The 12,560-nt window shown below is 71.4% G+C and carries 7 protein-coding genes; 4 read left to right on the top strand and 3 right to left on the bottom strand.

Annotation, left to right across the window (positions count from 1 at the left end; translation table 11 throughout):
* The first annotated feature begins 31 nt into the window (after positions 1-31).
* The 3 genes from RI578_RS17980 to RI578_RS17970 all read left to right on the top strand — a co-directional run bounded on the left by RI578_RS17980 (position 32) and on the right by RI578_RS17970 (position 8,046).
* Positions 32-3,112, top strand: a complete 3,081-nt coding sequence (locus RI578_RS17980; protein ID WP_310872016.1) for an N-6 DNA methylase — start codon at positions 32-34, stop codon at positions 3,110-3,112.
* 531 nt (positions 3,113-3,643) lie between these two features.
* Positions 3,644-4,549, top strand: a complete 906-nt coding sequence (locus RI578_RS17975) for a glycosyltransferase (RefSeq protein ID WP_310872015.1) — start codon at positions 3,644-3,646, stop codon at positions 4,547-4,549.
* Between the two features lie 254 nt (positions 4,550-4,803).
* The gene (locus RI578_RS17970; protein WP_310872014.1) at positions 4,804-8,046 is read left to right on the top strand and encodes a BTAD domain-containing putative transcriptional regulator; all 3,243 of its coding nucleotides are present in this window, start codon (positions 4,804-4,806) and stop codon (positions 8,044-8,046) included.
* Here RI578_RS17970 and RI578_RS17965 read toward each other — a convergent pair whose 3' ends face one another.
* The 3 genes from RI578_RS17965 to RI578_RS17955 form a co-directional block, all read right to left on the bottom strand.
* A complete protein-coding gene (locus tag RI578_RS17965; protein WP_310872013.1) occupies positions 8,047-9,738 on the bottom strand; it encodes a bifunctional 3'-5' exonuclease/DNA polymerase in 1,692 nt (563 codons plus the stop codon).
* Between the two features lie 66 nt (positions 9,739-9,804).
* Positions 9,805-10,575: a Clp protease N-terminal domain-containing protein gene (locus RI578_RS17960; protein WP_310872012.1), complete on the bottom strand. Its 771-nt coding sequence runs from the start codon at positions 10,573-10,575 to the stop codon at positions 9,805-9,807.
* Positions 10,576-10,669: 94 nt separating this feature from the next.
* Entirely contained in the window at positions 10,670-11,302 is a 633-nt protein-coding gene (locus RI578_RS17955) for a LysE family translocator (RefSeq protein WP_310872011.1), read from the bottom strand.
* 85 nt (positions 11,303-11,387) lie between these two features.
* Here RI578_RS17955 and RI578_RS17950 point away from each other — a divergent pair, with 85 nt between their 5' ends.
* Positions 11,388-12,554 carry a DUF2786 domain-containing protein gene (locus RI578_RS17950; RefSeq protein ID WP_310872010.1) on the top strand — a complete coding sequence of 389 codons (1,167 nt, stop codon included), beginning with the start codon at positions 11,388-11,390 and terminating at the stop codon, positions 12,552-12,554.
* Positions 12,555-12,560 lie beyond the last annotated feature (6 nt).

The raw sequence follows: 12,560 nt of genomic DNA, 5'->3' as shown, positions 1-12,560 counted from the left end.
CATACGTTCTGATGCTCTTGGAGCTCTCGCCGTGACGCTCTCTGTCCCGCCCTCGCCTACCGCGCTCGAAACCGTGTTCAATCGGGTCGTCGAGCGCAAGGCTGTCCGAGCCGAGGCGACACTGCAGGCGGACATTCGCCAGTTCCTGCTGGATGCGGACCTCAACCTCGGCGAGCAGGATCTCCTTACACCCGTGCTGGAAGCGCAGGTGGGCGGCGGCACCGGTCACCGCATCGATATTGAGATGGGCGCGACCGTCATAGAGGTCAAGAAGGACACCAGCCGCCCAAAGATCCGCAAGGATGCGGTCGCGCAGCTGGCGAAGTATGTGCGTGCTCGAACAGAGCAGCGGGAGCGGCGGCACGTCGGCATCCTCACTGACGGCGCTGACTGGCGTGCTTACACGCTGGTCAACAATGAGCTGAACGAGGTCAACCATTTCGATGCGCGGGAGCGCAACATCAAGGCGTTGGACCTGGTCCGGTGGCTCGAAGGTGTCCTGGCAACGTCCGAAGGCGCGGCACCCACGCCAGATGCCATCGCAACCCGGCTCGGAGCGGACAGCGTCGCCCACTCCATCGACAAGGCGGTCCTGGCTGCGCTGTACGAGGAGAATAAGAGTCTGCCGACCGTTCAGCTCAAGCGCGATCTGTGGTCGCGCTTGCTGCGTAGCGCCCTGGGCGCCCAATTCGAGGACAGCGACGATTTGTTCATCGAGCACACGCTCCTGGTGAACACCGCCTCGATCATCGCCCACGCAGTGATGGGCATCGACGTGAAGGACACCCCGCCGGCCTCGCTGGTCAACGGTCAGCTCTTCACACAGGCGCGGATCTCGGGCGTGGTCGAGTCGGACTTCTTCGGCTGGCCGCTCGAGGTTGAGGGCGGCGAGGGATTTGTTCAAGACCTGTCTCGCCGCCTCGCTGGCTTCGACTGGTCAAGGGTCGAGCACGACGTTCTGAAGGTTCTCTACGAGTCGGTGATCGCTGCCGAGACCCGCAAGAAGCAGGGGGAGTACTACACGCCAGACTGGCTGGCGGAGGCGACGGTGACCGAGGCAGTCCCTGATCCGCTGAACCTGCGAATCATGGACCCGTCGTGTGGTTCCGGCACGTTCCTCTTCCACGGCGTGCGCCGCTACCTGGCGGCCGCACGGGATAGTGGAGTGCCACTGCGCGAGGCGTTGGACGGGCTCCATGACCATGTCGCCGGCATCGATCTGCACCCCGTCGCCGTGGCCCTTGCTCGCGTCACCTACCTTCTCGCCATCGGCCGCGAGACGCTTACCTCTGAGGAGCGCGGTCCGATAAGCGTCCCCGTCTACCTTGGCGACAGCCTCCAGTGGGACCAACGCACTGACCTCATTGACCACGGCCACCTCGTTATCAAGACCGGCACGGGCAATCAGCTCTTCACCAACGAACTACGCTTCTCCGAAGCCTTGCTGCAGGACGCCAGTCGTTTCGACGCGATTGTCAACGAACTGGCTGACAAGGCGGCTGACCCGCATCGCGCGCAGGGCAAGTTGCCTTCCCTCGTTGCCCTTTTCAACCGGCACGGAGTCTCCAATACGGACGACCGGGACGAGCTGACAGACAACTTCCGTGTCCTGTGCGACCTGGTTGACGAAGGACGCAATCACATCTGGGCCTACTACGTTCGAAACCTGGCACGCCCCATGTGGCTGTCCCGCGCAGAGAACCGCGTCGACGTTCTCGTCGGCAATCCGCCCTGGCTGTCATACCGGCACATGCCGGGTGACATGCAGACGACCTTCAAAGACATGATGCAGGCCCGTGGCCTGTGGAAGGGTTTCGAGGTCGCCACTCACCAGGACCTCTCGGGCCTGTTCATTGCTCGCGCGGTCCAGCAGTACCTACGCGAGGGCGGTTCCTTCGCCTTCGTCGTCCCCAATCCCGTGCTGGATCGTCCCTACTGGACCGGTTTCCGCAGCGGAGAATGGACTGACCCCGACCACCCCGTCAAGGTCAACTTCACCGGCTCCTGGGACCTGCGCCGGCTACGTCCGCACTTCTTCCCCCGTGCGGCCGCCGTCATCTTCGGCCGCCGCCGGTCGCTTGCCATCGGGCAGCAGGGCAACAGCGCCGTCGCTCTGCCCAGGCAGACTGAAATCTGGACCGGGAAGATCGCCAAGAGCGCCGCTCGTTGGGAACGCGCCAGGGGTTGGATCACCCGGAAGGCAGGTGAGCTTCGCTACCCCAAGGACGGGCTGATCAACTCGCCGTACCGGGACCGGTTTGAGCAGGGGGCTACCGTCGTTCCCAAGGTCCTCTTTTTCGTTCAGGAACAGGCTGCCAGTCCCCTCGGGCTCGGCGGCGGTCGCGTCTCGGTCCGCTCACAGCGCAGTGCGATGGAGAAGAAGCCCTGGAAGGAACTCCCCGACCGGGAAGGAACGGTCGAGAAGCAGTTCGTTCGGCCCATCCTGCTCGGGGAGCATGTCGTTCCTTACAGAATCATGGGTGCCGGCAAGGTCGTCCTGCCCATCGAGGGGACGAATACCATCATGGATGGTGAGCATGACCATCTCGACCGATACCCGGACCTGGCAAATTGGTGGCGCGATGCCGAACGACTCTGGGATGACAACCGCTCCAGCCCCCGGCTGTCTCTGGCCGAACAGCTCAACTTCCGAAAGAAGCTGACTGAGCAGCTTCCCGGCGCGCCTCTACGGGTGGTGTACGGCGCCTCTGGAATGCACATGTCCGCCGCGTTGGTGGAAAATCCGAACGCAGTTATTGAGCACGCCCTGTACTGGGCCACGGTCGCCACCCGGCAGGAGGGCATGTACCTCCTTGCGCTACTCAATACCCCACGCCTTACCGAAGCCGTGCGCCCACTAATGTCCTACGGCAAGGATGAGCGGCACATCGACAAGGCCGTATGGGAACTGCCCATCCCGGACTTCGATCCGGCCGACGCCAAGCACGCACGAATCGCGGAGATCGGTGAGGCGGAGGCCCAGCGGATCGCGGAGCTGAAGTTCGAGGGTGGCAAGAGCTATATCCAGATCCGCCGAGCCCTGCGCGACTTTCTCCTCAGCTCTACCGACGCCGAAGAACTGGATCAACTGGTCACCGAACTAATCGGCTGAGAAGCGGCGTCCCGCTTCCTCTGGCGGCGATGGGAGGGCGCTGCGGGCCTACCACGGGCCTAACTTGCGTGAGCGCTGCGTGAGCGGACCCGCTGGCAGTAGGGCTGACGCAGTGTCACGCGAATCGTGACTGAACCCTCCTGGCCAGCGGAAACGAGCCGCTGCGGCATCATGCGACACTGTCTGGGATGATCTTGCGAGCCCTCGTAATGCGTAGGTCTCGGGTTCGAATCCCGAAGGCGGCTCCATACGAAACCCGCGGGTCAGGTATCTGATCTGCGGGTTCTTTGTTTTGTGCGCCGGCGCTCCGGCGGGAGCGGGGTGCGTCCGTTGAACCGTTCCCCACGGTTCTCCGTACGAGTGGCCAGTGACCAGTGACCAGTGGCCAGTGACCAGTGGCCAGTGGCCTGGTGACGCGGGCCACGCGGCCAGTGCGGCGAACCGCGGGGGCGCGGGCGGGCGTACGCCGGGGATCGCGGTCGTGAACGGCTAGCATCGCGCACACGTTGTCGGCCGGAACGAGGTGAGGGCATGGGCGAGCACACGGGTGGACCGAGGATCGCGGTCGCCGTGGTGACCATGGGGAACCGGCCCGCCGAGGTCGACGCCCTGCTGGAGTCCGTGGCCAAGCAGGATGTTCCGCCCGCGCGGATCGTGATCGTCGGCAACGGCTGCCCGCTGCCCGAGTTCGCCGCGCGGCTGTCGCTGCCCGGCGAGGTCACGCCGATCGAGGTCGACGAGAACCTGGGCTGTCCCGGCGGGCGGAACGTGGCGCTCGCGCGGTTGCGGGAGTTCGGCGACACCGACGTGGTCGTGGAGCTGGACGACGACGGGCTCCTCGTGGACGCCGATGTGCTGCGCCGGGTGGGGGAGCTGTTCGCCGCCGACGACCGGCTCGGCATCGTCGGCTTCCGGATCGCCGACGAGCACGGCGAGACACAGCAGCGGCACGTCCCCCGGGTCGGCGCCTCCGACCCCATGCGGGGCGGGTACGTCACCGGGTTCCTCGGCGGCGGGCACGCGCTGCGGTCGGCGATGCTCGACGAGGTCGGCGACTGGCCCGCGGAGTTCTTCTTCGCGCACGAGGAGACCGACCTGGCCTGGCGCGCGGCCGACGCCGGGTGGCGCATCCTCTACGCGCCCGAGCTGCTGCTCCAGCACCCGAAGACCTCGCCCGCACGGCACGCCGTCTACTTCCGGGTCAACGCCCGCAACCGGGTCTGGCTGGCCCGCCGCCGGCTGCCCCTGCCGCTGATCCCCGTCCACCTCGGCGTGTGGATGCTGCTCACGCTGGCGCGCAACCGGTCGCTCGGCGGGCTGCGGGCCTGGTTCGGCGGGTTCGCGGAAGGCCTGCGCAAACCCGCGGGGGAGCGGCGGCCGATGCGCTGGCGCACGGTGGGGCGGCTCACCCGGCTGGGACGGCCGCCCGTCATCTGAGCAGGACGAGAGCCCCGGTCGTTCACCTCTGACGAACGGGGCCCTCATACGTCCCCGGACCCGGCCGCGGCGGCGACACTCCCCCGAGCAACGCGTTCTACGCGCGCACCCCCGGGCCAGATCCGATGATGTGATCACATCAGACCTTGCCAACGGATCGCTAACATGTGGCCAACGGTTCTCCGTTGACAAGGGGGCGCCGTGACGGAGACGGCCCTGGCGGAAAATCGCCGTGAGGAAGGTGGTAGGGCGGCGTGAAGCGGTACCGCCTGCGGTTCGGACTCCTGGGGCCACCGGTCCTGTACGCCGCCGATGCCGCCGTCCCGCTGGGCGATGCCGCTCCTGTCCCCGCCCCCGTCCCCATACCCGTCGCCAGTCCCAAGGCCCGGGCCCTGCTCGCCGCGCTGCTGCTGGAGGCGGGGCGGTCCGTGTCCGTCGAGTCGCTCGAGGACGCGCTGTGGGGCGGCGCCCCGCCGGCGTCCGCGCGGGCCTCGCTGCACAATCACGTGACCCGGCTGCGGCGGCTGATCGGCGAGCCCGGCCGGCTGCGCACCGTGCCGTCCGGCTACCTCCTGCGGGTCGAGGAGGGAGAGGTGGACGTGCATGTCTTCGAGGCCGCCGCGAGTGAGGCGCGTGCCGCGCACGCCGACGGCGACTGGGCACGGGTCGTGCGCTCGGGCTCGGCCGCCCTGGCGCTCTGGCGGGGCGCGCCGCTCGCCGGGCTGCCGGCCGAGGTGGGCGGGTACGCGTTCGCCCAGCGGCTCCAGGAGACGCGGCTCCTGCTCACCGAGTGGTGCTACGACGCCGAACTGGCCCTCGGCGGCGCGCGGCTGGAGAGCCTCGTGCCGGAGCTGTCGGCGCTCGCCGCCGAGCATCCGCTGCGGGAGGCGTACCACCGCCAGCTGATGCTGGCCCTGCACCGCACCGGGCGGCGGGCGGAGGCGCTGGCCGTCCACCGTGATCTGCGCGCCCGCCTCTCCGAGGATCTCGGCATCGAGCCGGGCCCCGCCGTGCGGGCGGCGCACGTGGAGGTGCTGCGGGGGGCGGCCGCGCCGCCGAGCGCGGCTGCGCAGAGCCCGGCGTCGCGGAGCGCCGTGCCGCAGAACCCACGGGATGCCGCGCCACAGAACCCACGGGATGCCGCGCCACAGAACCCACGGGATGCCGCGTCACAGAACCCACGGGATGCCGCACCACGGAACGCCGCCCCCCGCGACCCCGTACCGCGCGTCGACGTCCCGCCCGTCCGTCCGGTCCCGGAGCAGGCGGCCTCCCCTCCGCGTCCGGCGCAACTGCCCGCCGCGCCACCGCACTTCACCGGTCGCGGCACCGTACGGGGCGATCTGGTCCGCGCCCTCGCCCCTGGCTCGTACCCCCGCGTAGCCGTCGTCAGCGGCATGGCCGGTGTCGGCAAGACCGCCCTCGCGCTCCATGTCTCGCATGGGATGAAGGAACGTTTCCCCGATGGGCAGCTCTACCTCAACCTGCACGGCGCCACCCCCGGAATGTCCCCGCTGACCCAGGAACAGGCGCTCACCGCACTGCTCCGCGACCTCGGCGCGGATCCCCGGCTGGTCCCCGAACGGACCGACGCCGCGGCCGCGTTGCTGCGCTCGCTGCTCGCGCCGACTCGTACGCTCATGCTCCTGGACGACGCCGAGAACGCCGCGCAGGTACGTCCGCTGCTGCCGGCCGGCCCCGGCTGCGCGGTGATCGTCACCAGCCGGTCGCCGCTCACCGCGCTCGACGGCGCCCACCGCTTCCCGCTCGCGCCGCTGTCCGGGGCGGAGAGCGCGGCGCTGTTGCGGGCGGCGTCCGGGCGCGACAGCCGTCACGGACCGGACGCCGACCACCCCCTCGTCGAGCTGACCGGCCGACTTCCCCTGGCCCTGCGTGTCGTCGCCGCCCGGCTGGCCGCCCGGCGCGCCCTCACCCCCGACGCGCTCGCCGGCCAACTGGCCGCCACCGAAGGGCGGCTGAACCACCTGGAGTACGACGACCTGAGTGTGCGGCGTTCCCTCGCCGTCGCCCACGACGCGCTCGCCGCCTCCGACCGCGAGACCGACCGGGACGCGGCCCTCACGCTGCGCCGCATCGGTGCCCTGGATCTGCCCGCGTACGGCGCACCGCTGCTCGCCCGTCTCATGGACGCCGACGAGGGCCGCGCCGAGGCCGCCCTCGACCGCCTCGTCGACGTGGCCCTGCTGGAGGAGACCGCGTACGGCCGCTACGCCCCGCACGACCTGGTGCGCGAGTTCGCCCGGGAGATCGCCCGCGGCGACGACGGTGCGGATGACGTCGCCGGGATCACCCTGCGCTGGTACGCCGCCGTCGCCGAGCGCGTCCTCACCGCGATCGTCGAACCCGGCATCGACCAGGACGACCGCCGCCGCCCCACCGCCGCACAGCCTCCCGAGCACGCGACGGAGGTCGCCTCGGTCCCGCCCTTCGCCCGCTGCGAGGACGCCTTCGCCTGGGGCGATCTGGAGTCGGAGAACGTCGTCGCCCTCGTCGAGCGCCACGGCGGCGGTCACGGCGGTCACGGCGGTGACAGCGGTGACAACGGTGGCGGTGGTGGCGGCTGTGATGGCGGTGGTGGCCGGACCCGTCATCTCGCCGTTCTCCTCCGGCTCCTCTTTCCCTACGCCCAGCGCAGCGGCCGGGTCGCCGAGATGGAGGTGCTGGGCCGGGGTGCCCTCGACCTCGCGCGGCTCCACGGTGACGAGGCCGCCGAGGCCTACGCGCTGGGCGACCTCGCGGGCCTGCACTTCCTGACCGGCCGGCTCAGTGACGCGCTCGCGCTCAACGACCGTTCGCTGGCGGTCTGGCGGCGGCTCGGCACGGTCAGCCGGATCCGCCGCTGCCTCAACAACCGTGGCCTGCTCCTCGAGAACCTCGGCCGACACGACGAGTCGGCCGAGGCGCTGCGGCAGAGCCTCGCGTACTCGCAGCGGCTGAACGACCCGTGGGGCGAGGCGATCACCCACAGCCATCTCGGCAACCTCTACGAGCACACCGACCCACGGGCGGCGATCGAGCAGCACCGGCGTTCGCTCGCCATCGGCGACGAGATCGGCAACGTGATCGTGCAGCACTCGGCGCACTGCAACATCGGCTATGCCCACCTCACGCTCGGCGAACCGGCCGCCGCCGCAGCGCACTTCGAGGAGAGCATGCGCATCCTGGGCGGGCACGGTGACTGGCACGGCGAGTCCCAGACCAGGCTCGGCCTCGTCCGCGCCCTGCGCCTGCTGGGCCGTACCGAACGGGCCGCGGAGGAGTGCGCGGAGCTGCTCCGTCGCGCCGACGCCCGCGCCGACCGCTACACCGGCGGTCTCGCCCGGCACCAGCAGGGGCTGCTGCTGCGGGAGCGGGGGCGCGACCGGGAGGCGTACGAGCAGTGGCGGGCGGCGTTGGCGGCGCTGGACGGGACGGACGCGAAGACGGTGGCGGGAGAGCTGCGGGAGCTACTGGCCGAGGGCCCTCCCGCCGACTGATCACTTGGCGTCCGCATAGCACTCCACCACCGCCGTCGTGAACGGGAAACGCACCGGCGTCCGGCCGAACGTCAGCCGTCCCGCCAGCTCCGCCGCTTCCCGGATCGCCGTGACGACGGCGTCCGCCTCCTCCTCGGGGCAGTGCACGATCACCTCGTCGTGTTGGAAGAACACCAACTCCGCCGACTTGTCCGCACAGGCCTGCCGCAGCGCGGCGAGCAGCAGCAGGGCCCAGTCGGCGGCGCTGCCCTGGACGACGAAGTTACGGGCGAAGCGGCCTCGCGCGCGGGCGTTGGTGGACGCGTAGCCGGGCACCCACTCCTGCGCCTGGCCCGGCGCGTCGGAGGGGTCGTCCTGCGGCAGGCCCGCCTCCTCGGCACCGTCGGCCGCCCCGGCCGCCGGTGGGCAGGTGCGCCCCAGCCAGGTCCGTACGAGCCGCCCCTCCTCGCCCGCGCGCGCCGCGTCGTCGACGTACGCGACCGCCCGGGGGAAGCGGCGTCTGAGCGCGGCGAGGTTCTTCAGGCCGTCGCCGGAGGTCTGGCCGTAGACCGCGCCGAGGACGGCGAGTTTGGCCTGGGCGCGGTCGCCGGAGAAGGCGCGGTCGGACACCGCCTGGTAGAGGTCGGTCTCGCGGCCGGCCACCTCCATCAGGCCGGGGTCACGGGAGATCGCCGCCAGCACGCGCGGCTCCATCTGGTCGGCGTCGGCGACGACCAGCCGCCAGCCCGGGTCGGCGACGACGGCCCGCCGGATGACCTTGGGGATCTGCAGCCCGCCCCCGCCGTTGGTCACCCAGCGTCCGGTGACGGTGCCGCCGGCCAGGAACTCGGGGCGGAACCGTCCGTCGCGCACCCAGTCCTGGAGCCAGGACCAGCCGTGGGCGACCCAGATCCGGTACAGCTTCTTGTACTCGATCAGCGGCTTCACGGCCGGATGGTCGACCGACTCGATCTCCCACCGGCGGGTGGAGCCGACCTTGACGCCGGCCCGCGCGAACGCCTTGACCACGTCCGCGGGCAGGTCGGGCCGCACCCGGTGCCCGAACGCCGCGGACACCTCCTCGGCCAGCTCGGCCAGGCGGCGCGGCTCGCCTCCTCCCGCGTACCGCTCGCCGAGCAGGTCGTGCAGTACTTCCCGGTGTACGTCGGTCCGCCAGGGCAGCCCGGAGCGGTTCATCTCGGCGGCGACCAGCATCCCCGCCGACTCGGCCGCCGTCAGCAGCCGCATCCGGTCCGGGTGGGCGGACCGGTCGTGGCGGCGCTGCTGCTCGGCGTAGACGGCGAGCAGGTCGTCCAAGGGCAGGTGGACGGCCTGGGGCTCGAAGAGCGGGGACTGCGCGCCGGGCTCGGCGGAGCGCTGTGGCGGGTCGGGCGGTACCGGGTCGCCGCGCAGTCTGGCCAGGGCAGCCGCGGCCGAGCGTGGCTCCCCGTACCGGCCCTCGTGGCCGAGCAGGAGGGTTTCGGCGGCCTCCACGTCGTAGCACCGCTTCACCCGCACCCCCGCGGCGAGCAGGCGCGGCGCGGTCTCGGCGGTGGACCGCCACACCCAGCGCGCGACGTCCGGCCTGCTCCGCACGGCCTCGGCGAGGCCGGCCTCCCGCCGCACGGGTCCGGCGGGCAGCCCGTCGGGGCCGAGGGGGGCGACCTCCACGCCGCCGTCCTCGGCCTCGGCGAGTGCCCACCGGTCGGCCATGTCGCGAGTGTCGCAGGAGGGACTGACAACGACCCCTCGGCGGACGGGGCCTCTGCCCTCTCCCTCTCAGCCCTCTCCCTGCCCGGGTGCCGTCTCCTCGGTCTCCTCGGTCTTCTCGGTGACCTCGATGAACTCCGCCAGCACCTCGGTGACGTACCGCTCGGTCGCCTCCTTGTCGAGTCCGAGCCCGCTGAGTACGCCCTCGCCGTGCTCGTGCTCCAGCAGGGCGAGCAGGATGTGCTCGGTGCCGATGTAGTTGTGGCCGAGGCGCAGGGCCTCGCGGAAGGTGAGTTCGAGGACCTTCTTGGCGGCGGGCCCGTAGGGCACCAGCTCGGGAACCTCCGCGGCGCCGGGCGGGAGGGCCGCGGTCGCCGCCGCGCGGACCGCGTCGAGGGTCACGCCCTGCGCGGCGATCGCCTTGGCGGAGAGGCTCTCGCGTTCGGTGAGCAGGCCGAGGACCAGGTGCTCGGGCACGCCCTCGGCGTTGCCGGCGGTCTTGGCCGCGTTGTGGGCGGCCATCACGACGTTGCGCGCGCGGGGCGTGTAGCGGCTGAAGCCCTGGCTCGCGTCCAGGTCGGCCGACTCCTTGGGCACGAAGCGCTTCTGCGCCGCCTGCCGGGTGACGCCCATGCTCCTGCCGATGTCCGTCCACGAAGCGCCCGAACGCCGGGCCTGGTCCACGAAGTGGCCGATGAGGTGGTCGGCCACCTCACCGAGGTGCTCGCCGGCGATGACGGCGTCCTGGAGCTGTTCGAGGGGCTCCGGGTGCACCTTCTTGATCGCGGTGATGAGTTCGTCGAGTCGTACGGATGACGTGATGCTCGGGTTCGTCGTCATGTGTCAACCGTAGGTTGCGCTCTGGGGAGTGTCAACCGTCGGTTGACACTCTTCCCGACCGGGCGACGGGTCGACGGATTGCCGGGCCGTACGGCTACTTCGGCGACGCCACCACCAACCGCACCGCCAGCCCCGTGAACACCGTCCCGGAGACGATGTTCAGCCAGCGGTTCACCCGGGCGCTGCGCCGGAGGAGGCCCGCCAGCCGCCCGGACAGCAGCCCGACGAAGCCGTCCCACAGGAAGCCCATCACCACGAGGGTGCCGCCGAGCAGCAGCAACTGGCCGGGGACGTGCCCGAGCGAGGGGTCGACGAACTGCGGCAGGAACGCCACGTTGAAGAGGATCACCTTGGGATTGAGCAGGTTGGTGATCGCGCCCTGCCAGAAGGCCCGCCGCATTCCCGCGCCCCGGGGCGCCGCGTCGTCCCCGCCCGGCACCGAACGGTCCCGGAAGGCCTTCACCGCCAGGTACAGCAGATAGGCGGCGCCCGCCCAGCGCAGTACGTGGTACAGCGTCGGCAGCGTCGTGAACAGCGCCGACAGCCCGAGCGCCGCGGCGACCGCGTGCACCAGCATGGCGCAGGCCACCCCGAACGCGGCCATCACCCCCGCCGTGGGGCCGCCCCGCCCGCCCATCGCCACGATGAACATCATGTCGGGCCCCGGGGTGATGCACAGCGCGAAGGCGGCGACGAGGAACGCCGCGTAGAGAGTCATGTCCACCATGGGCGCCATGCTCGACTCCGGGCGGCGCGGCCTCGGCCGAATTCCGCGGAGTGAGACGGGCCGGGGGCCGTGGCACCATCGCCGGGTGAGTACGCCCCGCACCGTCGACCGTGCCTTCGAGACCGCCTTGTACGACGCCGCAGACGACGCCCTCGACACCGCCGCCTCGCTGCTCGCCGCCGACCCGGCCGCGGACGCGGAACTCGCCCGGCGCGGGGAGGAGTTCGTGGCCATGGCCTGGCGGCGCGGCTGGCAGCCCGCCGACCTCGTACGGATCGTGCGGCGCGAGCTGGACGACGTCCACGTACGGCTGGTGGCGGCACTGATCCGGGCCCAGGCGCCGCACGACCGCCCGCGCGGCCCCCGTTGGACCGCGCAGCTCGACGCCGTACCGGATCAGGTGCCGCCCCGCACCGACCGCTTCTCGCAGGCCACCGCCGTACTCGAGCTGTACCGCCTGCTGCTGCGCCTGCCGACCCTGGACCCCCTGGAGCCGGGTGTGTCGGGGCCGGCGGGCGTGTCGGGCGCCCCGGGTGAGGCGTCCCGCCGGGAGAACCGGCCGGAGTCCCGCACCCTCGCCCGCATCCGCGCGCTGCTCGCCAAGGCGGAGGCGACCGGGTATCCGGAGGAGGCGGAGGCGCTCAGTGCCAAGGCGCAGGAGCTGATGGCCCGGCACAGCATCGACGAGGCGCTGCTGTCGGCCCACGCGCCCTCGCCCGACGCCCCGGGAGCCTGCCGGATCGGGGTGGAGCCGCCGTACGAGCAGGCCAAGGCGGTGCTGCTGGACGCGGTGGCCGACGCGAACCACTGCCGGGCGGTGTGGAACGAACCCCTCGGCTTCTCCACCGTCGTCGGCTTCGAGGCCGACCTGGAGGCGGTCGAACTCCTCTACACGTCCCTGCTGGTGCAGGCCGAGGCGGCGATGACGAAGGCGGAGGCCGCGCAGCGCGCGGGCGGGCGCAGGCGGACCAAGACCTTCCGCCAGTCGTTCCTCGCCGCCTACGCCCACCGCGCGGGCACCCGGCTCCGGGCGGCGACGGACGCGGCCACCGCCGAGTCCGGCACGACGGCGGACGTGGACCTCCTGCCGGTCCTCGCCTCCCGCGAGGTCGCGGTCACGGACCGTCTGGAGCGCATGTTCCCGGAGACGACGACGACCCGACTGCGCGGCGCCGGCGACGCGGCGGGCTGGACGGAGGGCACCCGCGCGGCGGACGACGCCCGGGTCGACCGCCGACGGCCACTGAGGTAGACGTCC

It is taken from the genome of Streptomyces sp. BB1-1-1, from assembly GCF_031597775.1.
In the GTDB taxonomy this organism is placed as follows: Bacteria; Actinomycetota; Actinomycetes; order Streptomycetales; family Streptomycetaceae; genus Streptomyces; species Streptomyces thinghirensis.
Note: the sequence above shows the minus strand (reverse complement) of the source record. Positions and strands in the feature narration are given on the sequence as shown.

Bases quoted from the DNA above. Each gene is read 5' to 3' on its own strand.
- RI578_RS17975 (WP_310872015.1), top strand. From the start codon at position 3,644: ATGGGCGAGCACACGGGTGGACCGAGGATCGCGGTCGCCGTGGTGACC.
- RI578_RS17965 (WP_310872013.1), bottom strand. From the start codon at position 9,738: ATGGCCGACCGGTGGGCACTCGCCGAGGCCGAGGACGGCGGCGTGGAG.
- RI578_RS17960 (WP_310872012.1), bottom strand. From the start codon at position 10,575: ATGACGACGAACCCGAGCATCACGTCATCCGTACGACTCGACGAACTC.
- RI578_RS17955 (WP_310872011.1), bottom strand. From the start codon at position 11,302: ATGGTGGACATGACTCTCTACGCGGCGTTCCTCGTCGCCGCCTTCGCG.